At 60.8% G+C, this 25,362-nt stretch carries 16 protein-coding genes; 5 read left to right on the forward strand and 11 right to left on the reverse strand.

Annotated features, from left to right (window positions below):
- The first annotated feature begins 268 nt into the window (after window positions 1–268).
- Both ACNA0J_RS04465 and ACNA0J_RS04470 read left to right on the forward strand, forming a co-directional pair.
- A complete protein-coding gene (locus tag ACNA0J_RS04465) occupies window positions 269–1,306 on the forward strand; it encodes an amidohydrolase family protein (protein ID WP_415817137.1) in 1,038 nt (345 codons plus the stop codon).
- A complete protein-coding gene (locus ACNA0J_RS04470) occupies window positions 1,303–2,091 on the forward strand; it encodes a carboxymuconolactone decarboxylase family protein (RefSeq protein ID WP_415816816.1) in 789 nt (262 codons plus the stop codon). Before ACNA0J_RS04465 ends, ACNA0J_RS04470 begins: the two co-directional genes overlap by 4 nt.
- Here the strand turns inward: ACNA0J_RS04470 and ACNA0J_RS04475 are convergent.
- Window positions 2,033–2,434, reverse strand: a complete 402-nt coding sequence (locus ACNA0J_RS04475) for a YkvA family protein (RefSeq protein ID WP_415816818.1) — start codon at window positions 2,432–2,434, stop codon at window positions 2,033–2,035. The genes ACNA0J_RS04470 and ACNA0J_RS04475 overlap by 59 nt on opposite strands.
- Window positions 2,435–2,523: 89 nt before the next feature.
- Here ACNA0J_RS04475 and ku point away from each other — a divergent pair, with 89 nt between their 5' ends.
- Genes ku through ACNA0J_RS04490 form a run of 3 tightly spaced genes read left to right on the forward strand, consistent with a single transcriptional unit; the run spans window position 2,524 to window position 6,305 of the window.
- The gene (gene ku, locus ACNA0J_RS04480) at window positions 2,524–3,459 is read left to right on the forward strand and encodes a non-homologous end joining protein Ku (protein ID WP_415816820.1); all 936 of its coding nucleotides are present in this window, start codon (window positions 2,524–2,526) and stop codon (window positions 3,457–3,459) included.
- A gap of 2 nt (window positions 3,460–3,461) precedes the next feature.
- Window positions 3,462–6,008 (forward strand): DNA ligase D, encoded by a 2,547-nt coding sequence (ligD, locus tag ACNA0J_RS04485; RefSeq protein WP_415816822.1) that lies wholly within the window; start codon window positions 3,462–3,464, stop codon window positions 6,006–6,008.
- A 39-nt stretch (window positions 6,009–6,047) separates the two neighbouring features.
- Window positions 6,048–6,305 carry a DUF1488 family protein gene (locus ACNA0J_RS04490; protein ID WP_415816824.1) on the forward strand — a complete coding sequence of 86 codons (258 nt, stop codon included), beginning with the start codon at window positions 6,048–6,050 and terminating at the stop codon, window positions 6,303–6,305.
- A gap of 25 nt (window positions 6,306–6,330) precedes the next feature.
- Here ACNA0J_RS04490 and ACNA0J_RS04495 read toward each other — a convergent pair whose 3' ends face one another.
- The 10 genes from ACNA0J_RS04495 to glgA form a co-directional block, all read right to left on the reverse strand.
- Window positions 6,331–7,434: an FUSC family protein gene (locus ACNA0J_RS04495; protein WP_415816826.1), complete on the reverse strand. Its 1,104-nt coding sequence runs from the start codon at window positions 7,432–7,434 to the stop codon at window positions 6,331–6,333.
- A 486-nt stretch (window positions 7,435–7,920) separates the two neighbouring features.
- On the reverse strand, window positions 7,921–8,205 hold the full coding sequence (locus ACNA0J_RS04500; protein ID WP_415816828.1) for a MatE family transporter: 285 nt from the start codon (window positions 8,203–8,205) through the stop codon (window positions 7,921–7,923).
- Window positions 8,206–8,255: 50 nt separating this feature from the next.
- A complete protein-coding gene (locus ACNA0J_RS04505) occupies window positions 8,256–9,302 on the reverse strand; it encodes a DNA topoisomerase IB (RefSeq protein ID WP_415817139.1) in 1,047 nt (348 codons plus the stop codon).
- A gap of 41 nt (window positions 9,303–9,343) precedes the next feature.
- Window positions 9,344–11,431 carry a 4-alpha-glucanotransferase gene (gene malQ, locus ACNA0J_RS04510; RefSeq protein ID WP_415816830.1) on the reverse strand — a complete coding sequence of 696 codons (2,088 nt, stop codon included), beginning with the start codon at window positions 11,429–11,431 and terminating at the stop codon, window positions 9,344–9,346.
- Window positions 11,428–13,182, reverse strand: coding sequence for a malto-oligosyltrehalose trehalohydrolase (treZ, locus tag ACNA0J_RS04515; RefSeq protein WP_415816832.1), 1,755 nt, complete (start codon window positions 13,180–13,182; stop codon window positions 11,428–11,430). The genes malQ and treZ overlap by 4 nt, the downstream gene beginning before the upstream one ends.
- The gene (glgX, locus tag ACNA0J_RS04520; protein WP_415816834.1) at window positions 13,179–15,275 is read right to left on the reverse strand and encodes a glycogen debranching protein GlgX; all 2,097 of its coding nucleotides are present in this window, start codon (window positions 15,273–15,275) and stop codon (window positions 13,179–13,181) included. Before glgX ends, treZ begins: the two co-directional genes overlap by 4 nt.
- Before the next feature lie 18 nt (window positions 15,276–15,293).
- On the reverse strand, window positions 15,294–17,441 hold the full coding sequence (glgB, locus tag ACNA0J_RS04525) for a 1,4-alpha-glucan branching protein GlgB (RefSeq protein WP_415816836.1): 2,148 nt from the start codon (window positions 17,439–17,441) through the stop codon (window positions 15,294–15,296).
- A complete protein-coding gene (gene treS, locus ACNA0J_RS04530) occupies window positions 17,438–20,719 on the reverse strand; it encodes a maltose alpha-D-glucosyltransferase (RefSeq protein WP_415816838.1) in 3,282 nt (1,093 codons plus the stop codon). Before treS ends, glgB begins: the two co-directional genes overlap by 4 nt.
- On the reverse strand, window positions 20,716–23,814 hold the full coding sequence (locus ACNA0J_RS04535) for an alpha-1,4-glucan--maltose-1-phosphate maltosyltransferase (RefSeq protein WP_415816840.1): 3,099 nt from the start codon (window positions 23,812–23,814) through the stop codon (window positions 20,716–20,718). The genes treS and ACNA0J_RS04535 overlap by 4 nt, the downstream gene beginning before the upstream one ends.
- A 7-nt stretch (window positions 23,815–23,821) precedes the next feature.
- Window positions 23,822–25,360 (reverse strand): glycogen synthase GlgA, encoded by a 1,539-nt coding sequence (gene glgA, locus ACNA0J_RS04540; protein ID WP_415816842.1) that lies wholly within the window; start codon window positions 25,358–25,360, stop codon window positions 23,822–23,824.
- Between the last annotated feature and the right edge of the window lie 2 nt (window positions 25,361–25,362).

Genomic DNA, 25,362 nt, shown 5'->3' on the forward strand with positions numbered 1-25,362 from the left:
AGGTAGCGGGCGCAGGGTCGGTGGAGGACGGCTGGAGCAATGGGCGGGAGATGGCGGTGCTGCGCGCTCGCCATTGCCGTCGTGTTTCTGGCCAGCGACGAGGCGGGTTACATCACAGCGACCAAACTGATCGCGGTGTCACGGCGTCACGGTCGGGCCCGCAATGAGCGGNCCGCGATCCCCGCACGGCTCGTCCTCGCAGGCAAATCAGTCGCCTACGCATCTGCCCGTCAGAAATGACTGGCTGAACCTGCAACGCGAAGCGCCATTGGAGCCTGAACATCCTGTCATCGATGCGCATCATCATCTCTATGACCGGCCGGGTTCACAGTATCTGTTTGATGACTATTTGGCTGATCTGGGTACTGGGCATAATGTCCGGGCGACGGTTTTCCTGCAGGCCAGGGCCATGCTCAGAGCCCATGGCCCTGAGCACCTCAAGCCGCTGGGCGAGACCGAGTTTGCCAATGGGGTCGCGGCCATGAGCGCCAGCGGCATCTATGGAGCGACGCAGGTCTGTGCCGGAATCGTCGGTTTCGCAGATCTCACACTGGGCGACGGCATCCGCCCGGTACTGGAGCGCCACATTTCCTTGGCCGGCGGCACCACGGTGTCCGGCGGGCGATTTTGTGGAATCAGGCAATCGTTGACGTGGGATCCGGACGCCACCCTGACCAATCCGCTGTATCCGACATCCGAATGCCAGATGGACACCACCGCCTTTCGCGCCGGTTTTGCCCATCTGGCGCCATTGGGCTTGAGCTTTGACGCCTGGGTCTTTTTTCATCAATTGCGCAGGCTGGCGGTGCTGGCGCGCGCTTTTCCCGAGACGTCCATCGTCGTGAATCATTGCGGCGGCTTTGTGGGTATCAAAGGGTACCAGGGCCGCGGCGATACCGTTTTCCAGGAGTGGCGTCAGGGAATTCTGGAATTGGCTGCGTGCCCGAACGTCATGATCAAGCTGAGTGGCTTGGGTATGCGGCTGAGCGGCCTGACATTCGAGGGGCAGGATAGGGCGCCGAGCTCCATGGCGTTGGCTCAGGCATGGCGTCCGTGGTTGGAGACGTGTTTGACTGCCTTTGGGGCCCATCGGTGCATGTTTGGCAGCAATTTTCCAGTGGACAAAGGCAACCACAGCTATGGCGTCGGATTGAACGCGCTCAAGCGCGTGCTCGGCACATCGACGCCCGCGGACAAGGCCAACGTACTCTGGCGCTCAGCAAAGACGTTCTATCGACTGCCTATCGACTGTGCTGCGCCCCTTTCCTCCGGCATGAATGCCGACGTTTCTCGGAGCAACGGATGAACCATGACAACCACGCTGCCGGTGATTTCGACACGGTTTTTCGCAGTGCGGCGGTTGCTGAGGCGCTTGCCCAGGCTGCTCCGCCTCTACACGAGGCCGCATCCGCGTTCTGGCAATCGGCAATGAGCCAGGCTGCGCTTTCACCACGGATGAGAGAGCTGGTACTCGTGGCGCTGCACAGCACCGTGACCTCGTTGAATGCGGAAGGTACACAACGGCATGTTCGCCGTGCCTTGGAGGCGGGGGCCGAGCCGGCCGACGTATTGGACGTGCTCGTGACGATCGCGCCGACTGCCAATCACGCACTCTATTTTGCGGTGCCGGTCTTGATGAGGGAACTGAAGGCAGCCGGCATGGACGCCGAATATCCGCCGCCTACAGCGCAAGCGCAGCAGATCAAGGATGACTTTATCCGCTCGCGCGGAGTCTGGCTGGAACAGCGCGAGGCCATATTCCGATTGATGCCCGAGTATTTCGCCGCGCTTTCGAAGCTCTCGACAGCCTCGTGGACGAAGGGCTCTCTGACCCGAAAGGAACGCGAACTCATCGCGATCGCCATCGATTGCGTGGTGACCCATATGTTCGAGTCGGGTCTGGCGATGCACATCCGTTGCGCGCTGGAGTATGGGGCAACACGGCAAGAGATCCTGGATGTTTTTCAACTTGCCGCGTTGATGGGCCTGGAGACGTATATACAGGGCGCAGAGGCGCTCTATGCTGCTGGGCTCAAGCCGTCCACCAACGCCACGCTGCAATCAACAGGGCGATCCATATTGCCACGATGACCACCGCTGCGGCCCAGTTGCGAGGTTTGGGCTCGTTGGCATTCAATCGGGCTTCCGCCTGAGCCCGGCATTCTTGCAACACATCGCTCGGCAGCATCTTGATCGCCAACCAGATCAGACCCGGTAATAAGATCACATCGTCGAGATACCCGAGTATGGGGATGAAATCGGGTATCAAATCGATGGGGCTGAGTGCGTAGGCAACGACAAATACTCCCAAGGCCTTGGCATACCAAGGCGTGCGCGGATGCTTGGCGGCAAACCATAGCGTCAATCCGTCTCGTTTGATACGCTTGGCCCATGCCTTCAGGCGGCCATGCATGGGGCTGGCGGGGATAGGCATGATACTTGCTTGGCCTTGTTGCAAGCCCTGAGGGCGCTCGGTAGATTGGCTCGACAGTTTACTGTTTTCACTGCCAGGGAGGATCGCTTATGGCCACGCGCACCATCTGGAAAGGTGCCATCACGTTCGGTCTCGTCCATATTCCGGTCGGCTTGCACACGGCGACCACGGAATCGGGCGTGGACTTTGACTGGCTGGATCGGCGCTCGATGGATCCGGTGGGATACAAGCGCATCAACAAGCGCACCGGAAAAGAAATCGAGTCCAAAGACATTGTGAAAGGCGTGGAGTACGAGGATGGCGAGTACGTCATCGTCTCGCCCGACGAAATCGCCGATGCCTACCCGCGCACGACGCAGACCATAGAAATTCAACAGTTTGTTCGTGCCGAAGAGGTGTCATTCGTCTTTCTGGAGCGTCCTTATTACATCGCGCCGATCAACAAGGGGCACAAGGTGTATGCGCTGTTGCGCGACACCTTGGTGAAAACGGGAAAAATCGGGATTGCCAAGGTAGTGATCCAGACGAAACAGCATCTGGCAGCGTTGATCCCATCCGGAGATGCGCTGGTGTTGAATCTCATGCGTTGGGGCGACGAAGTGAAATCGCTGGACGGCCTGGATCTGCCAAAATCCGGAGACAAAAGCATGTCGCCGAGTGCGTCGGAGCTGAAGATGGCGAAAATGCTGGTTGACGAGATGTCCGAGGATTGGGATCCAGAGCAGTACCAGGATGAATTCAAGTCGGCCATCATGCATCTGGTGCAGAAAAAAGTGAAGGCCGGCAAAACCGAGACCGTCATCGAGCCGCAGGAAGAGGCCCCCGCTTACGCAGATAACGTGATTGACCTGACTGAGCTGCTGCAACGCAGCCTGGGGCGGGGCGGAGCAACGAAAACGGCGCGGAGCAAGACCGGCTCCACGGCAGCAAAAAAGACAGCCCGCAAATCCCCAGCCAAGAAAAAGCCGGCAATCAAGACCGCAACCGCTCGAAAACGCGCTAAACCGGCGCGAAAGGCAGCCTGATTATGGTGGACAGCCTCAAAAAATATCGGGAGAAGCGAAATTTCTCGGTGACGCCAGAGCCCTCGGGCGGCGGAGACACCAACGAGGGCGAGTTGGTATTCGTCATCCAGAAACATTGGGCCAGCCGTCTGCATTACGATTTCCGGCTCGAGCTGAATGGGACAATGAAAAGCTGGGCGGTGCCCAAAGGTCCTTCTTTTGATCCGTCGGTAAAGCGGATGGCGGTGCAGGTCGAGGATCATCCCATCGCGTACAACCAGTTTGAAGGGACCATACCGAAAGGCCAATACGGTGCCGGCAAAGTCATCATCTGGGACGAAGGACGCTGGAGCCCCGTTGGAGATCCCCGCCGGGGATATCAGTCGGGACACCTGAAATTCTCGCTCGCGGGCCAGAAAATGCGAGGGGGATGGGCGCTCGTGCGATTCAAAGGGAAATCCTCTGAACGGCAGCCTCCGTGGCTATTGATCAAAGAAAAAGACGAGTACGCTCAACCCGAATCCGAATTCAGTGTGGTGGACGAAATGCCGGACAGTGTGGTGCCGTTGCGTGACAAGAAGCCGGCCACAACGTCTTCGGCCAAGAGCAAGTCGCGAAAAAATGGCTCGACCTCGTCTACAGAGTCGCTGCCCGGAAGATCAGCAAAAATCCCTGCGCAGATGAAACCGCAATTGGCCACGCTGGTCGACGCCATGCCTCGCGGCGCGCAGGACTGGCTGTATGAGATGAAATTCGACGGATATCGGATTCTGGCCAGGATAGAGGGTGCAGAGGTCAAGCTGTTCACGCGAAATGGGCACGATTGGAGCGCCAAGATGCCGCATCTGGTGCGCGAGCTGAGCGCCTTGCAGCGCGATACGGGCTTTGGCAATGCATGGCTGGATGGCGAGATCGTCGTGCTGTCCAGCGAGGGGATTCCCAGCTTTCAGTCTCTGCAGAACGCGTTTGATACTGAACGCACAAAAGATATCGTTTTCTATGCGTTTGATCTGCCTTATATCGCCGGTCGAGATATCAGCAGCGAGCCGCTCACATTGCGCCGCCAGTTGCTGCAACAACTGATCGAAAAATCCAAAAAGGACTCTCATCTGCGGTTCAGCGAGGCTTTTGACAAGCCGATTTCGGACTTGGTCGCGTCCGCGTGCAAGCTCGGGCTCGAAGGCGTGATCGGTAAACGGCCGTCGGCGCCTTATGTATCACGACGGTCAGACAACTGGATCAAGGTCAAATGCGGGCGGCGACAGGAATTCGTGATCGTGGGTTTTACCCTGCCCAAGGGAGAACGCACGGGATTCGGTGCGCTGCTGCTGGCCGTCCATGGCCGTGACGGTGGCCTGCGATACGCCGGCAAGGTGGGAACCGGTTTCGATGATTATCTGTTGAATGACCTGCACCGGAAACTGGTGCGGATCGAACAGCCGGTGTCGGCGATCAGCGAGGGACGTCCTCCGGCGGGCCGAGATATTCGATGGGTGCAGCCGAACCTCGTCTGCGAAGTCTCGTTTGCCCAATGGACCAACGGCGGTCATGTGCGCCATGCGACGTTCAAGGGGCTGCGTACCGATAAACCCGCTGAGGAAATCGTGCGGGAAAAGCCGGTCCCTGCAGCGAAAGTTGCCGGCAAGGCGAACGCAACGCGGCGCAGGCGAACCGAGAGCCAGGTCCCCACTGCCAAAGCGCTGAAACTCTCGCATCCAGAACGGGTGATCGATCCCTCGTCCGGCCTGACAAAACTGGACCTGGCACGCTATTACGCACTAGTCGCGCCGTTAATGATGGAACACTTGCACCGGCGGCCTGTCTCCTTCATGAGAATGCCGGCAGGCATACAAGGGGAGCACTTTTTTCAGAAACATTCTGATTCTGCCATCGCCGGCGTCACGATGCTGCCCGAGCGCTTGCAGCCTGGACATCCTCCACTGATGGAAATCGCCAAGGCCGAGGGCATTCTGGCGGCAGCACAATTGAACGTCGTCGAGTTCCATACCTGGAATGCGATCAAAACGACGATCGCTAAACCAGATCGAATGATATTGGACCTGGATCCAGGCGAAGGAATGCAATGGCAGGGCGTGCAGCAGGGCGCAGAATTGGTGCGCGTGCTGCTGCACGAACTCGGCTTGCAAAGCTGGCTGAAAACCAGCGGCGGCAAGGGCTTGCACGTTGTGGTGCCGATCCGCAGGCAGTATGGCTGGGATACGGTAAAGGATTTCTCGGCGGAGATTGTGCGACATCTGGCCCGCACGATCCCACAGCTTTTTGTTGCCAAAAGCGGCCCGCGCAACCGGGTAGGAAAGATCTTTGCCGATTATCTGCGAAACGGCTTCGGCAGTACGACGGTGGCGGCGTGGTCCGCGCGTGGCAGGCCTGGGCTGCCGGTGTCGGTGCCTGTGGCGTGGGACGAGTTGAGTGCGCTCAAGAGCTCAGCGCAATGGACGATCGCCACCGTGCATCAACGGCTGGATGTTGGAAACGATCCCTGGGCGGACTATGCCCCGCAAGGCATTGCCCAGGCGATGAAGGCGCTCGGTTTCGATCCGTCACGATAGAGATACGGGCAAGGTAATTGGACATAAGGAGCGTTCACGATGAAATTCACAAAAGCGACCGGCGCGAAAGCGCAAGGCGATGCGGTGATCTTCAATATGGAAATCTCTGGCGTCACACGGCAGTTCGAGATATCGGGAGACGCATTGCGCCGAAACTTTGGCGCACTGGATGACAATGCAATCGAGCTATTACAGGCCTTTGAACGCGGGGCAGACGCCATACGAGAGGCCACTCACCGCGTCCGCTCAACGCCCACCGACGGCCGTGTGCTGTTGGGGGCAGGGGATTTTGACTAGGAGCTGAGCGTGCCACGGGGCTGGCTTATGCGTCCTGGTCTGCTGCTTCTATGCAGTTGCATAATCGATCAAGCTCCAGCGCAACCTCATGCCATACCCAGCGAATCAGCTCGACAGCTTCCAGTTCTGCAGCGTTGAAAGCGTTCTCGCGCATAGCACTTTCTACGACCCGGTTCAGACGGTTGAATGGCTCGCTGGTATGACAGCCGGGCGATTCGCTTCCTCTGTCGCGTACGGCTCGGGCTAATCCGTCGATCTGTTCTTTTGCCGCGGCGGCCAGCTCGTCCAGCGCTGGGCCCAGGCGTCGACAGATATTGTCCGATAGCGCTAGGCCGCCGACACGCTTCATCAGGGGTACCGTACGCCATAATCCGTCGAGGTCACTGATCAACGGATGCGCGGCATTGCGTTTCCAGAAAGAGATGGGAAATGCATGCGATTGATACGCCATATCGTTGGCGCGCCAGCGTGCGTGCTCCATTGCAGGCCTGTCACTCACATCTGGACGCAGCCGCCCCTCATTCATGGCGGCTGCCCAGTCGACGAGCAGGTCGCCATATATCTCGATCGACGTTGCCAGATTGGATCGCATGCTGAGGTGGGCGGACAAAGGCAGCACGGCGACGGAGGCGGCGACACCGGATAGCGAACCGATGACAATCGCGATGGACTTGTGATACGCGCCGCTGAGGATATCGTTATCGGGCGCGACGGTGAGAATGGTGACCGTGACCAGACTATAGCTCAGCGTGTTCCAACGTGCCGACAGGTAGGCCCCGATGCCGACGCCGATCAGAATGCCCCCGAGCGGAGACATCGTTGTACTGCGCGATATGAGCACGAGTGAAACGCCGAGCGCCACACCGATGAATGCACCCATGAGCCGTGCTACGGCTTCGCTCACCGTCCCTTCTACGCTCGCGCGCACGACGAACAGCGCGGAAAATGCGCCCCACGCGATCTCGGGATAGCCTTGCCATGTCATCCAGGCGTAGGCCAACAATACAGCGGCAATGTTCTGTAAGGGTAGACGAACGCCGTCGCGCGTCACGGCCGCGGGACCGGAGGCGGCATAGGTGAGGACACGAGAGCACGATTGAATCCAAGCGTGAGGTAGATGAACAGGCACGAATCACCGAAAGAAAGGGAGGCTCATCAGATGTCCATCCCGCAATATTCATGCCGCCGCAGTGTCGGCGGCAGCGATCGCTCGGCAGTTCGAGCCCAGACCGCTGATCGATAGCCGTCGAAAATCGTCCATTGTGAGATACGAGGGAGGCAGCGCTGACTATACCCATCAGGTACAGCACTTGCGCTGATAGGTGCGCGGCGCCGACATCGGAAGCATCCGTTGTTCGTTTTCAAAGCGCCTGTGTCCTGCGCGGCAAACCGCGGCAGAAACCAGAGAATGGATTGGAGAATTTCATGGGTCCAAAGACCAAACGTCTGCTCGCTCTCACCGCAATGGCTGTCGCGTTCGCGGTATTGGTGGCATTGGTGCCCTGGTAGAACTCTGACGTACGGCGGCGCAAACAGCACGGGAGCACGGGACGGCAGACGCTGAACGTACCGCTACGCTCAGCGTCGCATGCCCCGATTCACGCATTAGAAGAAATCAATCTTCTTCTTCGCCGCCGAGCGAGCGGCCAGATGCGGGAGGCAAGCCGCCGTTGCGCTCCGGATCGGCCGGGGCGCGCGACAGGCCGGCCTGGTCGGCATTGACTTCTTGATCGGTATCTATGTCGCGGCCAACGTCATCCTGGATGGTCGGAGGCTCGGCCGAGGCACGTTCGCCGGTGCCCGCCGCATCGCTGTCGGCAGGCTCCGCGGGCCGGTCATTGGCTGAGTCCGATGAATCACTCGGACCGTAGGGGTCGGGGGAGGTAGCAGGTGTCGTCATGATCGAGCTCCGGCAAGGATTGAAAATCACCCGTGCCGCAAGCGTCATTCCTAGGACGATACTGATGTGTCTTGATCGCGCAAGAACGCCAGAAAGCGGCGCTCCGCCGGGCTCAGCCCCTTGGGCGAACGCGGTGCAGGTCCGTTGCTGCTCAACGCGGACGCCTCGTGCGCCTGGAGCACCGCTGGGTGTACATAACAGTTGCGGCAGACGGCCGGGGTGTTAGCCAATGTACGCGCTACGGCCTTGATCACGTCAGGCGGTGAGGCCGCCGGATCGTTACGCAGCAGCTCAAAGGCCAACACCGACGCTGCCCAGGTCCGGTAGTGCTTGGTGGTGAAATCGCCTGCGCCCGCCGCGCGCAGGTAGTCATTCACCATGCTGGAGTCAACGGCATGGCGCACACCCGATTCGTCCTGGTACTGAAACAAACGCTGGCCTGGGATTTCCATGCAGCGTCGTATCAGGCGAGCCAGCCGCCGGTCACGCAGGGTGACATCGTGCACGATGCCACTTTTACCGGTAAAGGTCAGGCGTATTTGGCTGCCTGCCACGGTGGTGTGACGGCGCGACAGGGTAGTCAGCCCATACGATCTGTTTTCACGCGCGTACTCGTCTGAACCGATACGGATCAGGGTGCGTTCCAGCAAGGTGACGATCAATGCCAGCACGCGTTCCGGCGGCAGGCCTGGCCGCGCTAAATCCTCTGCGACCTGGCGGCGAATTTTCGGCAAGGACGCCCCGAACAGCGCCAACTGCTGGAATTTTCCGGCATTGCGATCGGCCGTCCAGTCCGGGTGATAGCGGTATTGTTTGCGCCCGCGCGCGTCGCGGCCCGTTGCCTGTAGATGACCGGCAGGCGATGGACAGATCCATACCGCTTCGTAGGCCGGCGGTATCGCCAGCGCCCGGATACGGGCCAGTGTCGTTTCGTCGCGGATCAAGCGGCCCTCGGTATCGTAGTAGCGGAACTCGCCATCTTTGTCACGTTTGCGTCCTAGTCCTGGCTGGTTATCGTCGTAGTAGATCAAGCCGGGAGGCGTTGCGCTTTCGCCCTGGTGGACAGGCACACTCGTCCGAGAGCGATCGGTGGACATTGAGCTGGCGTCGAGTTGTTGGCGTAAAGCCGCGCGGCGCGTCATGAGCGTTCCCGGGTCTGACGCAGGGCTAGCAGCCGGTCACGCCATGGAGGCGAGTCCATCGCGGTCATGGTATTTCCTGGCAATCGCCTCCGCCAATTGGGAAACTCGACCGTTGTGCCCGGCACGTTGGGGCCCTCATCCAGCCCGGCAATATCCTCCAGCGAAGCCAGCGCCAGCGCACACGGGGCACTCGCTACAAAGGCAAGCATCGCAGGCAGAGGGGCACTGGCCGGCAAGGGCGATCCATCACCGAAGCAGCTCCATAGCGCGAGTTTGTCTGCCTGGCGCTCTGTCAGCAGCTGTGTTGCCGTCTTTTCCGGGCTCAACCGGCCGGCGTCTCGGCGCTGGTGGATGTCTGTACCGTGCCACCATCCCATCAGGGTCGGTAAATCATGCGTGGTGGTCAGTGCAGCAGCATCGCGCGGCCACTGCTCAGGGGCCATGAATGGCGCCGATTCTGCTTCGGAATCCCGCATGAACCACAGCACATTCATCCCGCCGATACCGTGATCACGCAGCCGGTCGTCAAAACCGGCGGGCACGGTGCCGAGATTTTCACCAATCACCAAGCTGCGATGGCGCCAAGCCTCCAGCGCGATCAAGCCGAGCAACGCATCGACAGGCAGGTGCAGATAGGCACCATCAGCCGGGTCGCCGTCCTCGGGCACTAACCAAAGGCGCTCCATACCCAGGATATGGTCTATGCGCGTGCCGCCGGTACGGGCCAATGCCGCACGCAGCACGCCGATGAACGCGTCATAACCGCGGCGCTGCATGGCGGACGGAGACAACGCCGACAGCGCCCAGGATTGACCACGCGGTTGGTGAATATCCGGGGGAGCACCGATCGATACACCGTGCAGAAAGCTATCAGGATCGCTCCAGACTTGGCTGCCGGCAGGACTGACACCCACTGCCAGATCACTCAACAAGCCGATTCCCATGCCCGCATTGCGGGCAGTGGCCTGAGCATGAGCCAGGCTCGCCATCGCCAGCCATTGGGTAAAACAATGGAAATCGACATCCTTGGCATGGTGATCGGCGAAATCCCGTACGTGGCGGGATCGAGGATCACGCCATGTTTTGTCCCAGGTCGTGCATGGCTGTATCTGGCCCGCCGCCGCGATATGAAAGGTGTGCAAGGCCTCGAAAACAGCATGATCCCGCAGGGGTTGCCCCTGTTGCTCGCAGAAAGACCGATAGTCGCGCTGCAGCGACGCATCCCTCGTCGCAAACTGTTCGTGCAGGCGGCGAAGCACCTGCAGCCGGGCCGCAGCGGCACGAGGCCAATGGATCTCAGCGCCTTGGTCCAACGCGGCCCAGTCCTTGGGCGGCAATGAGTCCAACGCTTGACGCACAGCAGCCTCGCCCAGCACCTGAGCCGGCGCAGCGTAGAGCACATTGAGAAACAGCCGGTTTGACGGAGAGTAGGGACTGCACGCGGCAGGATCGGCGCTGAACATGGCATGCAGTGGATTCAAGGCCAGCACATCGGCGCCCGCGCTGCCCAGGCGTTTTGCCAAGCTCGCCACAGTAGCCAGATCGCCATGTCCCCAGGTGCGGAGTACGGGATCGAGGTGCGTTTCTCGCAGGCTGTAGACCTGCGCCATGACGCCCCAGCTGCGCGGTTCAGAGCGTCCCAGCAGGGCATCCATATCTGGCGCTCGAGGTGTGACGGCCAGCCGCTGCGCTGCTTGCCCGGCCTGCCGCAGCTCGTAGTAGCCCGGCTTGATCGGTAGCCGCAGCTGCGCTCCTTGTGCGTGTGACTCAAGGGTGACTGGATGCACGTCTTCGTCGGCTCCGGAAACCAGATCGGCAGGCCCGTCTCGCCATTGCGGTAACGGCAAAACATAGCCAGCACGCGCGACGAGCAGGGCAGGCGTACCTCGTTGCGTCGCGTCCAGGGCAGCATGGGCGGCCGCCACATCGTCAGCACTCTCGCAATGCACCCCCAGCGCGCGAAGCAGCCGGTGCAGTTGCTCTGGCCCGACGCGGCGCGCCTGCCGGTGGGCATCTATCCAATGCTCCTGCAGTCCGCAGCGACGGGCCAGAGCGGACAGGTCTCGCGCGGCTGCGTCGCTCACTTCGGTTCCTCCAGTAAACAGAGTGTGCAGCGGGCGGGTAGCTCACCGATAGCCGCCTGGGCCAAGCCGCCGTCGACGCTTTCATAGCGCAACGCCTGGCGTTGCGTAGCCGAGAGAGCCTGGGGCAGGCGGCATGGTTCTGATCCCAGATTAGTCAACAGGGTCAGCAGCGCGCCATCACCCAACCGCCATTGCGCTTGAACGGCAGCAGGGCCGAGGACTATGCTGGCTTCGCTGCGCGAACCCGCCAGGCAGGGTGACAGGTACCGTTGGCGCAAATCGAGCAGGTGCTTGTAATAGGTCTTCCATGCGTTTTCAATGCTGTTTTCGGGCCATGGACAGCTGCGTTGATAAGTGTCCGGCGAGTTCGGGTCAAGCAGATCGGCCACGGCCGCCAACGCCTCGAACTCACGCTGACGGCCATGCCGCACGGCATCGGCCAGCGCCTCATCGGTGTGGCTGGTGAAGTAAAGAAAGGGCGCATTCGATCCGATCTCTTCGCCCATGAACATCATCGGTATGCTTGGCGACAAGAGTTGCAGCGCCACTGCGGCCTGTAACGCCTGCTCGTCGCATAATTGAATCAATCGCTCGCCGAATGCGCGATTGCCAGTCTGATCATGATTCTGCAGAAACCAGACGAAAGAGGAGGGGGCCAAATCGTCGCTGGCCTCACCGCGCGGTTTGCCGTTTCGAAAACGTGATGCCTGCCCTTGATATTGCCAGCCTTGTGCCAGGCAACGGCTCAGTACGCGGGCGGGGGACTCGGCATAATCGCTGTAATAGCTCGCGGTCTCTCCAGTCAGCAGGTGGTGCAGGACATGATGGCCGTCGTCGTTCCACTGCGCGTCAAAGCCGGCGCGCAGCAGGCGGGATCGATTCTTATCATCCTCGATCACGAGATAGACCCGGCGTGGTGCGAGGCGCTCTCGCAGTCGTTGCGGCAAAGCCAGCAGCCAGTTCTCGTCCTCGATGGCATGCACGGCGTCCAACCGTAGACCGTCAAAACGATATTCATCGAGCCAATAACAAGCGCTATCTTCAAAAAAACGCATGACCTCTGGCCGGCGAAAATCGATCGCTGCGCCCCAGGGTGTGGTCACACCCTCGCGAAAAAAAGGCTGTGCGAGCCGAGGCAAGTAGTTCCCGTCCGGGCCAAAGTGGTTATAGACCACATCCAACATCACGGCGAGCCCCAGCCCATGGGCGCAGTCGATCAGGCGCTTCAGCTCTGTGGGTGTGCCGTAGGCCGTGTCGGGCGCGTAAGGCAGCACACCGTCGTAGCCCCAATTGCGCGGACCTGGGAAGTCAGATATCGGCATCAATTCAATAGCAGTGACACCCAGCGCGGCCAAATCGGCAAGCCGTTCGCGCAGACCGTTGTAGCCGCCCGCGAGCCCCACGTGCACCTCATAAAGCACAGTGCGTTCCCACGGAGGCGGCTGCCACGAAACGTGGCGCCACAAATAGTCGTCCTGTCCCATCACAATGCTGCAATCGTGCACATCGCCATCCTGCAGGCGCGATGCGGGGTCCGGCACCCGGGTTCCATCACCCAGGCGATAGCAGTAACGAGTGCCTGCAGGGCAATCAGGGACACGATGCTCGACCAAGCCATCCAATTGCGGCTGCAAATCGATCGGCGCGCGGCCTGAGATTTCCAGACGCAGGCCCGGCCCCGCAGTAGGGGCCCAGAGTCTGAATACTGCGCTGCCGTCAGGCTGCACATTGGCCCCAAAATACGGACTCATGCAGCGCCTCCCGCATGCGTGGCAGACAGCAGCATTGCGCTGTGTCCCTGGACCAGCACCTCACCGTTTGGCGGCTCGCTGGCGGACGCCAAATCTGCGGTGTCCAGGTCCAGTGTCCACGTCAAATCCGGTGCCGGCAACGTAAAGGCCAGCGGCTCGGCTGTCGGGTTCAGTATCAGCAAAGTGACGTCCACTGCACCATCGGTACGCACCGCACATCGGCGCAGCGCCAATGCAGCACCGTCGTCTGGCTGTTCCAGGTATTGGCCGCCAGGCTCAAACCAATCTATGCGACGTAATGATGGCGCCAACTCCTGGCCTGGATCGCCATACCGCTCGGCACGCAGGCTGGGATGCGCCCGGCGCAAGGCCGTCAGGCGTGATACGAATTGGCCGAGCTCGCGTCCCTCTGCACTGTCTGCCTGTGCCCAGTCCAACCACGATAGCGGATTGTCCTGGCAATAGGCGTTGTTATTCCCGGCCTGACTATTACCGAACTCGTCGCCTGCCAACAGCATCGGTGTGCCATCGGCACATAGCAGCGTGGTCAATAATGCACGGGTCACCCGCAATCGGGTTTCGCGGATTTCTGGCTCATCGGTGGGGCCTTCAGCCCCCCAGTTATGGCTGAGATTATCGGGGTGACCATCCTGGCCGTCCTCTCCATTTGCCTCGTTATGCCGCTCGGCATAGCTCACCAGATCTGCCAGCGTGAATCCGTCGTGCGACGTGATGAAATTGATGCTGGCCCAAGGCCTGCGATGACGGCGGTCAAACAGCGGCCGCGAGCCCGTGAGCGCATCCATCATGGGGCCGCGCTGGCCCGCATCACCGCGCCAGTAACGCCGTGACGTGTCGCGGAACACGCCATTCCATTCCGCAAAGCCCGGAGGATGATTGCCCAATTGATAACCATCGGGGCCGATATCCCACGGTTCGGAAATCAGCTTGCAACGCGCCAGCAGCGGATCCTGCAGGATGGCATCGAAAAATCCGGACCCGGGATCAAAGCCCGTGCCTTCGCGTCCCAGTGTCACGCCCAAGTCAAAGCGGAACCCGTCGATACCATATGACTCGGCCCAATAGCGCAGCGAATCCACGACCATCTGCAGCACACGCGGATGCGACAGATTCAGGGTGTTACCGCAACCGGTATCGTTGATATAGTGCCGTTCCTCCCCGGGAATGAGCCGGTAATAGCTCGCATTGTCCAGCCCGCGCCAGGAGACTGTCGGACCCCATTCATTGCCTTCGCACGTGTGGTTGTAGACGACATCGAGCCAGACTTGAATACCGGCTGCATGCAGACGCCGCACCGCCTGGCGCAGCTCGTTGGCGCCTTGCGGCGTATAGGCCGGCTCGGGCGCGAAATATGACAATGTGCTGTAGCCCCAATAATTGCGCAGGTCTTTTTCGATCAGGAACCGGTCCTGCAGAAAGGCATGCACAGGCATGATCTCCAGCGTGGTGATGCCCAAGCGCAGTAGATGATCAATAAAGCGCGCGTCGCCCAGTGCGGCAGCCGTACCACGTATCGGCACGCGCAGATCGTCGCGCTGCATCGATGCACCGCGCAGATGCACTTCGTAGACGACGGTATCCTGCCAGCCAATCGCGGGTGCACGTGAGTTTCCCCAATTGAACGGCACGTCGGCAGTGACAATGCCCTTGGGCATTAACGGTGCACTGTCACGACGGTCCAGCGTCAGGTCGCCGCGAGGATGCCCCATACGATAGCCGAACAGGGCGTCCCCCCAACGCAGCGGCGCATGCAATTGGCGCGCATAGGGATCAATCAACAGTTTGTTCGGATTAAAGCGATGGCCATGCTGTGGATCATAGGGACCGTGTGCGCGATAGCCATAGATCAGCCCCGGCTGCGCATCGGGCAAGTAGCCATGCCAGATTTCGTCGGTGCATTCGGGCAATCGCACACGCCGCAATTCCTTGCGGGCCTTTGTGTCGAACAGGCACAGGTCGATCTGCGTCGCATTGGCAGAAAAGACGGCGAAATTGATGCCCAGGCCATCACTGGTCGCGCCCAGCGGGTAGGGGGTTCCGGGCATCAAGGGCGTTGAGAGGGTTGCATCCATGATGAGTAGGTCTCCTCGTCAATCCACAGGTTTGAGCACCAGCGTCGTCAGGCCAGGCAAGCTCAGGCTCAAACTATGAGGATGGCCGTGGGCCGGGGCCTCTTCAGCACGCCAGCTCTGGCCGTCGGACTGCAGGTGTCCGCCGTATGCCACGTCGCTGGTGTTGAGCCGCTCGAGCCAGTTGCCGCCACGCGAGACGCCGACGCGGTAGCCATGGCGCGTCACGGGCGTCAGATTGCAGATCACCAGCAACGGCAGGCCATCGCCGCTGCGCCGCTCAAAGGCCAGTACGCTATTGTCGGCATCGTCACCGATCGTCCAGGCGAAGCCAGCAGGGTCGCTATCGGCACGGTAAAGCACAGGTTCGTCGCGGTAAAACTGGTTCAATGCGCGCACGAGGTGCTGCACGCCACGATGCGAGGGCTGATCCAGCAGGTCCCAATCCAGCACGTGGTCATGATGCCATTCATGCGGCTGCGCCAGCTCGCCGCCCATGAACAGCAGTTTTTTTCCGGGGTGCATCCACATATAGCCAAAGTAGGCGCGCAGATTGGCGATGCGTGCCTCTTCATCCCCGGGTATCCGGGTCAATAGCGACCCCTTGCCATGGACGACCTCGTCATGCGACAGGGGCAGAATGAAATGCTCGGAATAGGCGTACACCAAACCGAACGTCATGTCGCGATGATGATAGCGGCGATGTATGGGATCCTCTTTCATATAACGCAGCGTGTCGTTCATCCAGCCCATGTTCCACTTATAGTCAAAGCCCAGCCCGCCGCCAGCGGTGGGGCCGGTCACGCCGGGCCATGCCGTGGATTCCTCCGCTACCGTGATGCTGCCGTCCTCACGCTCGTGAACACTGTCATTGAGCGCCCTCAGAAAGTCGATGGCCTCCAGATTTTCTCGCCCGCCATAGCGGTTGGGGATCCACTCGCCCGGTGCCCGGCTGTAATCGCGATACAGCATCGACGCTACAGCGTCCACACGCAGCCCATCGACATGAAAACGGTTCAACCACTGATGGGCACTGGCCAGCAGCATGGCGCGGACTTCGTTACGCCCGAGGTTATAGACGCAGCTGTGCCAATCCGGGTGATAGCCCTCGCGCGGGTCGGCATATTCGTACAGCGCTGTGCCATCGAAGCGCGCCAATCCGTGCGGATCATCGGGAAAATGTGCCGGCACCCAGTCCATGATCACTCCCAGTCCAGCGGCATGGCAGCGATCGATGAAGCGCACCAACGCTGCCGGCGGCCCATACCGTGCAGTGGGCGCGAATTGCCCTAGAGGTTGATAGCCCCAGGATCCGCCAAACGGATACTCGGCCACCGGCATCAACTCCACATGGGTAAATCCCATGGCGCTGACGTACGCGGGCAAGCGGTCGCTCAGGCTGTCCCAGTCTTTCTCATCGCTCCAGGAGCCTGCATGCACTTCGTAGATAGATACTGGCCGTTCGGGTGTGGCGTTGCGCGCCTTCATCCAGGCGCCGTCCTGCCACTCGTGCGATTGCGGGTCCGTGATCACAGAGGCAGTAGCCGGCGGGCATTCGGCCTGCTGGGCGAGCGGATCGGCTTTCCAACGCAATTGTCCCTGATGATCGAGGATGGCGAACTTGTAGCGCTGACCGGCCTGAGCGTGCGGCAGAAAGAATTCCCACACGCCGGCTTGATGGCGTAAACGCATACCATGACGATGCGCGTCCCAGCCGTTGAAGTCGCCCGCCAGCGATACACGGCGGGCGTTCGGCGCCCATACACTGCAACGCAATCCAGGCACGCCCTGGCATTCGTCCAGCCTCGGCAGCATGTCAAACACCGCGCGCCAATCGCTCTGTGAGAACGCTGCCAGCGTCTCGTCCGACAAGCACGAATCGAAGGCATAAGGATCGAACAACACCTCTTCGCTATCCGGCCAACGCACGCGCAAGCGGTAGCCCAGCGGCCCGCGTGCTCTCAGGTCAGGTACCTGGGCATGGAATAAGCCACCTTGTCCGGACAGAGTAATCGTGTCGCCGTCAGTCAATTCAGCATGCACGCTGACCGCGCCAGGCATCAACACCCGCAGGATATCTCCATGCGGGCCGAGCACCGAGAATGGATCACCATGAGAGCCATCCAGCAAGGCGCGGCGATCATCGTCCGAGAGACGGTCATTGTTCATCGCGGTTCCTCCCCAGGGCCTTCTTTGCGCAGGGCTGCGGACAATAGCAGCTCACGTCCCAGCTCAGCCAGCGCTGCCAGTGGCACTGGCAGCCAGTCGGGACGGTGGGCCGCCTCGTAGCACACCTCGTACGCGGCCTTCTCGAGTTGAGCCAAAGCCAACAATGACTGTTCCTGATCGGACGGCAATGCCGCGCCATCCGATCGCGCTTCGCGATAGCCCGCCAGAAAAGCCGTGGTGGCCAACGCGCGGAAACGTCCTAGCAGCACGTCATGATGGCTAGATACTGTGCCGGCCAATGCGTCTGAGGGTGGAGCACCCGGCCCCTCGGGCGACATGGGCGCCAAGGCGGTGGCGCGGGCCGCGACACTCGCTGCATAGTCAAATGAACGCAACATGCCCGCCAAATCCTTGTAGACCGTACTCGGCGCCTGGCGTTGCCCGGCATCGCGCAGCGGTTCACCCTCGAAATCAATCAAATAGGCGTCCGTCTGCACGACCAGCACCTGACCCAGATGAAAATCACCGTGCACCGATTGGCGGGGTACACCATGTTCGGTTACCGCCAATTCTCGAATGCATGCTTCCAGGCGAGGGGCATGTTCAGCCAGCCACTGGCCGCTGGATTGCAAGGCCGCAGGCAAGCTGGCGTGATGGTGATGAATCACGTCCACCGCCATCCGCAACTGCGCCAACACACGCGTCGCCGTTTCATCGCTGTCGCTCGGGTGATCGCTGGGCTCATGCAGCGCGGCGTGCATCTGCGCCAGCCGCTGCCCGATGACGCGAACGAACGCGTTATAGCCCGCCAAATGTTCTTCGAAGGCATTGACGTCTTCGTCAGCGACCAAGGCCGCATCCAGTACGCGTCGCAGATAATCGAGGGTCCACGTCCACGCATCGCCCTCATTGGGCACGTAACGATGAAACAGCGCCAGCGTCGTATTTATGCCATCGCGCTGACACTGCAGCGTGCCCAACAATGCGGGCGTATTGTCGAATCCCTTGGCAGCCAGCCTGCGCCCCATCTCTGCCTCGAGGGAAGGGCCCTGCGGCGGTGCACGCAGCACCTTGACCATCACCTGGTCATCGACAATGGCCGAACTGTTGCTTTGCTCAACGTTCAACCAGCGCACCGTGGGCGTCTCGGCATCGGCCAATTCCCGGGCCGCAGGCTCGGCATTGAAAACCAGGGGGCCGCCATCGCCTGCGCCTTGGCGCAATCCATCCACCAGTGCCCGGACGAACGCCTCCTGTAGAAATGCATCAGCCAGGTAGCCTGTCACGGCGCCACGCCGCAACCGGGCCGCGGGATAGCTGACGTCGACCGTGTCGTCCCATATCAGGGCCAGCGGTAGCTGCAGATCAGGCTTGTCAGGCGCGTGATGGACGGCGAGCCAGTAGTACTGTCCCTCGTGACCCGGCAGCGGCAGGACGGCGCTCACGCTTAAATCTCGTGCAGTACTACCCGGGTACCAGCGCTGGCGGGCGAGATACTCGGGCAGGACCTCGTTTTCAAAGGCGCGCCGGGCACCGTCGGTCAGGGCCAGATCGCCGCGCGGTTTCAGCACCAGCGTAATCAGTTCGGGCATCTGCTCTGGCGCCTGGGCATGCCAGGCCGGAACACTGGCGTCGCGGCTCAGCTCGAACCAATAGAATCCATAAGGCGGCAGGGTCAGCAGATAAGGCAGCTCCCCAATCGCCGGAAATGCCGAGCCTCCCAACAACTCGACCGGCACCGTACCCGCGTATGCCTGCAGGGGCAATTCGACCGGCTGCGCGGCTGCCGACAGGTTGGCCACGCACAGGATGCTGGTGTCCTGCCATTCGCGCAGGTAGGCCAATATCCTGCGATTGCCTGGCGAGAGAAAGCGCAGAGTGCCGCGGCCGAACGCCTGACTCTGGCGGCGCTGGGCCAACATGCGGCGCGTCCAGTTCAATAGCGAATGGGGATCGCGCTGCTGGGCTTCGACGTTGATGGCCTCATAGCCATACAGCGGACTCATGATCGGTGGCAATTGCAATCGTTCCGGATCGGCGCGCGAGAACCCGCCATTACGGTCCGCGGACCACTGCATCGGCGTACGCACACCATCGCGGTCGCCCAAATGGATGTTGTCGCCCATTCCTAATTCGTCACCGTAGTAGAGCACTGGCGTGCCGGGCATGGACAGCAGCAGACTGTTCATCAGCTCGACCCGGCGGCGATCACGCTCGAGCAGTGGCGCCAGCCGCCGGCGGATACCCAGATTGATGCGGGCACGTGTGTCCGCGGCGTATACCTTCCACAGATAATCCCGTTCCCGGCTGGTCACCATTTCCAGCGTCAGCTCATCGTGATTGCGCAGAAAGATGGCCCACTGGCAGTTTTCCGGGATGTCCGGCGTCTGGCGCATGATGTCGATGATGGGGAATCGATCCTCCTGGGCGATGGCCATATACATGCGCGGCATCAGCGGAAAATGAAAAGACATGTGGCACTCATCGCCCTGGCCAAAGTATTCCTGCGCGTCCTCCGGCCATTGATTGGCTTCGGCCAGCAACATGCGTCCCGGGTATTCGCGTTCAATGACAGCCCGTATTTGTTTAAGTACCGTATGAGTCTCCGGCAGATTTTCGTTATTGGTGCCTTCTCGCTCAACCAGATAGGGCACCGCGTCCAGGCGCAGTCCGTCTACCCCCATATCGAGCCAGTAGCGCATGACGCTGATGACCTCGCGCAGCACCCGCGGATTGTCGTAGTTCAGATCAGGTTGATGACTGTAAAAGCGATGCCAGTAATAGGCCTGGGCGACAGGGTCCCAGCTCCAGTTCGATGTCTCGGTGTCGCAGAAAATGATGCGAGTATCGGCATAATCGCGGTCAGAGTCGGACCACACATAGTAGTTTCGGGCCGCCGAACCCGGTTTGGCGCGCCGGGCGCGCTGGAACCATGGGTGCTGATCTGAGGTATGGTTGACGACCAGTTCGGTAATCACGCGCAGGCCACGCTCGTGTGCAGCACGGATCAAGCGGCGCAAATCACTGACCGTGCCATAGTCGGGATGGACAGTTCGATAGTCTGCGATGTCATATCCGTCATCGCGACGCGGCGATGGATAGAACGGCAACAACCAGATGGCAGTCACCCCCAGGTTCGCCACATAATCGAGCTTGGCCAACAGGCCAGGCAGGTCGCCCACGCCATCGTCGTTCGAGTCGAAGAACGACTTGACATGCAACTGGTACACGACGGCATCCTTGAACCAGAGCAGATCGTCGATAGGTGTCTGAGTCATGTGGCGCTCCTGCAGGGTTCGGCCGGTAATCTCCAGATAGAGTAGGGGGCCTCGGGCGTGAGCCGGATGTGAGCAACGCCGCCGTGCCAGGCTTCGTGCCCACCCGTCAATAGATCTTCGGCCTGAGCGACAGGCTCAGGCAGTCGTACTTCGGCCGTTGTGCTCTGTTGAGGGTCGAGGTTGATGACGACCAGAATCACATTGGCGCCGCCAGACGCGCGTTTGATATAGGCCATCACTGTGTCGGGCCACGTATTCAATGGCTGGAAACCGCGATGCGTTTGCAGGGCGGGATTGGCGCGGCGGATGGCATTGAGCTGCGTAATTTCCGTGCGGATGTTGCCCGTCATGTGCCAATCGCGCGGTCGTAACTCGTATTTTTCGGAGTCAAGATATTCCTCGCGCCCGGGCAATGCAGCCGATTCACACAGCTCAAAACCGCTGTAGATACCCCATAGCCCTGATCCGGTTGCCGCCAGTGCGGCGCGCGTCAGAAATCCCGGGCGGCCATGCGACTGCAAATAGTATGGATTGATATCCGGTGTGTTGACAAAGAAATGCGGCCGGAAAAAACTCGCTACCGGCTCGCCTGATAACTCAGTGAAATACTCCGCCAGTTCCTGCCGGTGGTTACGCCACGTGAAATAGGTGTACGACTGCGTGAATCCGATCTTGGCGAGCCGGTACATCATGGCGGGGCGCGTGAACGCCTCTGACAGGAATAGGATATCGGGGTATTTGGCATGTACCTCGGCAATCAACCACTGCCAAAAAGGCAGCGGCTTCGTGTGGGGGTTGTCCACGCGGAATATACGCACGCCGCGCTGCGCCCAGAACAGCACGATGTCGCGCAAGGCCCGCCACAACGAGGGCTTGCGGCGCCACGGCGGTGTGCTCTCGTAAAAGGCAACGTTGACGATGTCTTCGTATTTCTTTGGCGGATTCTCGGCATAGCGCAGACTGCCGTCGGCCAGCCACGAGAACCAGTTTGGATGGGCCTTTAGCCATGGGTGATCAGGCGAGCACTGGATAGCGAAATCCAGGGCCATTTCCATCCCCTGTGCATGGGTCGCCGCCACCAGACGGTCGAAATCCTCCAAGGTGCCCAATTCAGGTGCCACCGCATCGTGTCCGCCAACGGCCGAGCCAATCGCATAGGGACTGCCGACGTCGTCTGGACTAGCCGTCAAACTGTTGTTGCGGCCTTTTCGGTTGCGCTCGCCTATAGGGTGAATCGGGGTGAGATACAACACATCAAAGCCCATCGCTCGAATATCCGGCAACCGGTCGATGACGTCGTCAAAGCTGCCATGACCGGTCGCAGCCTGAGAGCGTGGAAACAGCTCGTACCAGGCCGCATGGCGGGCGCGGTTGCGATCTACCCATAACGGATATACAACGCTGGCACGCGCATGCGGCCGTTGCGCCGTTTCTCGTATGGCCCCGGCCAACAAAGGGTCCGTTAACTGCTGTAGAGCACGATCCAGCGTCACACCGCCATCAAAGACCTGCTTCAGGGTTTTCAGGGCGCGCTTGAGCCGGGTACGGACCTCGGCCGGCACATTGTCACGCTCGGCCTTTGCGATCGTGCGCGTCAGCCATTGTGCGCCCTCGCGCAAGGGCATGTGCAGGGACTGGCCCGCCGCGTGCTTGCTGTGCCATTCATGACAGTATCCAGCCCAGACATCCTGCCATGCCTGCACCCGATACTCGTGAGCCCCGATACGTTGCGGCGCGAACGCTGCCTCCCAACGGTCGTTGCCGAGTAATTGCATGGGAACGCGATGCCAATGACGTTCGTCACAAGCGCGCCAGCACAAATCGGCAGCCAACTGATCGTGACCGTCCATGATCAATGTGGCTTGCACCATCAATTGTTCATGGGCTATGCACTTGATGGGCAGGCGATCAGGTTCCAGAGCCGGTTGTACGGATTCGATTGCCAGTCTAGGCGCCTGCGGCTGGCGTTCGTCGGCTGGCGCACGTGCGTCTGACTGCACCTCGGCCGGCTCTTGCCAGAGCAGCAGGGAACAACCGCTGGCGCCGACAGCGCCATGACGGGCGCGCAACGCCGGCGGCGCATCCTGCTCGGCCAAAGAGCCGGCCGGCAATACTCCCGCCGACGGCGCCAGATCGATGGCACTGGATGACTCGTCGTGTGGCGTGACGGCCATCCCCACCATCGCATCGTCCTGCGACTTGCGCAACAGCAACGTTGCCCGCCCGGCCTGTCCACCGACGACCGTCAGCGGGCCTGAAAGACCGTTGCTGGCATGCCATTGCAACGCCGCAAGCACCTCACTCGTGGGCGTGGCACCATTGCTGGCGTCAACCAGCAATCCATCGCCGCAGAACGCCGCCAACCACGCCTGGCGGGCGTCTGATTGTGCGTCCAGCGGCGCCAATACTGGGGCCACGGCGCGCAGACGAACGTCTTCTTGCGCGAACCAGTCGTGCCGCCCATCCCACCAGGGCAGCGAATTGACTGTCCAATCGAAGCCGGTGTGCGTGTGCTGCTGCAAATCGTGCGTTGTCATGCCCTGCGTGGCCGCGATATAGCGTGCTTCAGGATGCGTGTGGCGCAGTTTGCCCAGCAGCGCTGCCCAGACGTCAGGCGAGAGGCCCTGAGGCCGTTGAAGATAGTAGCCATCGATTCCCGCACTCAACCATTTACCGAGGCGTTCGCTCCAGGCACGCAGGAAATCTTCGCCGTTGCCTCGTACTTGCTGCGACGACAATGCGTCCAGCGGCCGCCGTGGATCCAGCTCCGGCAGATCCTGATCCACGGCGAGCCAGTCTGCATGTACCGTCGTTGCTACGGCATCTCGCGCAACGCGATCCAGTATCACATCAACATAGCAGGCCAGCCCCATTGCGTGCACATACTCGGCCTGGCGCGCGACGATGTCAACGGCCGGCTCGCTGCCGTCGGCGGCCAAATCGGCATCATGCGGAACATTTCCCGCACCAGCGCTGCGCCACGGCGCGGGCAGCAGGACGGCATTGACACCTGCGCGCATCCATGGCGCGAGCGCGTCACGCTCGAGTTGCGTCGTGCGCAACAGCCGCAGGGTAGGGGAGTGGGGCAGCACCATCCTCGTTTTACGCTGACACGGCTGATTGAGCCCGCGCCGCCTTGCCCGGCCGTATTTGTTCGGAACGCCGCTGCGCAATCGTCAGGCGACTACCTGTCAGCGCAGCGAACAAGTCCAGATAGTTCTGAACGGCATGCGACCATCCGTGCGAACCCGTCATGGCGTTGCGTTGCATTCGGCGCCATACCGCATCATGCGCCCGTAAATGCGCAGCGCGTGCCAGGGCCGTCATCACACCGTTTGCGTCCTGACTATCCATTACCAAGCCATTGGCGTGCATCATGGCGGCTTCCCCGGCATGCGGGCCAGGATCTTGGACCGAATCTGCCAGTCCCCCAACTGCCGTCACAATGGGCAAAGTGCCATAGCGCATCGCGTAAAGCGGCGTCAATCCGAAGGGTTCAAACCGGCTCGGGTGCCACAGCACGTCCGCGCCCGCCAGCAGGCGGTGGGCGACGGCCTCGTCATAACCGATATGCACCCCGCAACGTCCAGGATGTTTCGCTGCGATCTGTCTGAACGCCTCTTCGAATCTCTGGTCGCCTTTGCCCAGCAAGGCAAACTGCAATCTCGGGTGTGCCGCGAGTGCATCTGGCAACGCATGCGCCGTGAGGTCGGCCATCTTCTGTTCCGTCAGCCGGCAGCACGACACCACCAGCAAGGCACTCGGAGCCGGGTCCAGGCCATAGGCTCGCTGCACATGATCTTTCCAGCGGGATTTATTGCCCAGATTATTGACACTGAATCCATTGGGTTGCAGATGGACATTCGTGGCAGGATTCCACAACTCGTCGTCAATCCCATTAGGCAACGCCACCAGCGCATCGCCCCGAAACCGCAGTGCGCCGTCCAATCCGCAACCCCGTTCGGGTCCCAGGATTTCGCGCGCATAGGTATGACTGACTGTCGTGACGCGATCGGCATGCAGAATGCCGGCTTGCAGGAAATTCAGACGTCCCCAGGCATAGAGTCCAGCCGCTTCGCGTACACCGGCCGGCAGGCCGAGATGTCGCACTTCGCCGGGATCGAATGCTCCCTGGAACGCCAGATTATGGATGGTGAGTACCGTTTTTACCGATCGCAGTCCGGCGCCTTTGATGAGCAGCGGCGTCAATCCCGCGTGCCAATCGTGAGCATGTACGATGGCGGGTCGTTCCAGGCCCGGCAGCCCTGTCGCCACGGCAGTGGCAGCATGCGCCAGCGCTGCAAACCGGCAAGCATTGTCCGTGTAGTCGTGGCCGGTCTCGTCGATATAGCAACCGGCGCGATCAAACAGGGCAGGGTTGTCCAGAAGCAGGCAGGCCAGGCCCGTGGAGCGGCAATGACCGGAAACCAGGCGGGCAGGGCCCCCGGGCAGACCATCGATCGGCCAACTGGCGTCGATACGGACTTTGTCCAACACGCCACGATAGGCCGGCAACAATATCCGTACCTGAGCACCCGATTGGCTCAACGCCTGGGCCAGCCCCGTCACAGCGTCGGCCAAGCCCCCTGTCTTTACCAGCGGATACGCTTCCCCAGCGACAATCAGTACTGTGCTCGACATAT

Origin of the sequence: Bordetella tumbae (assembly GCF_965139195.1) — a bacterium.
GTDB lineage: Bacteria > Pseudomonadota > Gammaproteobacteria > Burkholderiales > Burkholderiaceae_B > Bordetella_A > Bordetella_A tumbae.

Coding starts and splice junctions, on each gene's coding strand:
- ACNA0J_RS04470 (WP_415816816.1), top strand. CDS start 1,303: ATGAACCATGACAACCACGCTGCCGGTGATTTCGACACGGTTTTTCGC.
- ACNA0J_RS04475 (WP_415816818.1), bottom strand. CDS start 2,434: ATGCCTATCCCCGCCAGCCCCATGCATGGCCGCCTGAAGGCATGGGCC.
- ku (WP_415816820.1), top strand. CDS start 2,524: ATGGCCACGCGCACCATCTGGAAAGGTGCCATCACGTTCGGTCTCGTC.
- ligD (WP_415816822.1), top strand. CDS start 3,462: ATGGTGGACAGCCTCAAAAAATATCGGGAGAAGCGAAATTTCTCGGTG.
- ACNA0J_RS04490 (WP_415816824.1), top strand. CDS start 6,048: ATGAAATTCACAAAAGCGACCGGCGCGAAAGCGCAAGGCGATGCGGTG.
- ACNA0J_RS04500 (WP_415816828.1), bottom strand. CDS start 8,205: ATGACGACACCTGCTACCTCCCCCGACCCCTACGGTCCGAGTGATTCA.
- ACNA0J_RS04505 (WP_415817139.1), bottom strand. CDS start 9,302: ATGTCCACCGATCGCTCTCGGACGAGTGTGCCTGTCCACCAGGGCGAA.
- treZ (WP_415816832.1), bottom strand. CDS start 13,182: ATGAGTCCGTATTTTGGGGCCAATGTGCAGCCTGACGGCAGCGCAGTA.
- glgX (WP_415816834.1), bottom strand. CDS start 15,275: ATGGATGCAACCCTCTCAACGCCCTTGATGCCCGGAACCCCCTACCCG.
- glgB (WP_415816836.1), bottom strand. CDS start 17,441: ATGAACAATGACCGTCTCTCGGACGATGATCGCCGCGCCTTGCTGGAT.
- treS (WP_415816838.1), bottom strand. CDS start 20,719: ATGACTCAGACACCTATCGACGATCTGCTCTGGTTCAAGGATGCCGTC.
- ACNA0J_RS04535 (WP_415816840.1), bottom strand. CDS start 23,814: ATGGTGCTGCCCCACTCCCCTACCCTGCGGCTGTTGCGCACGACGCAA.
- glgA (WP_415816842.1), bottom strand. CDS start 25,360: ATGTCGAGCACAGTACTGATTGTCGCTGGGGAAGCGTATCCGCTGGTA.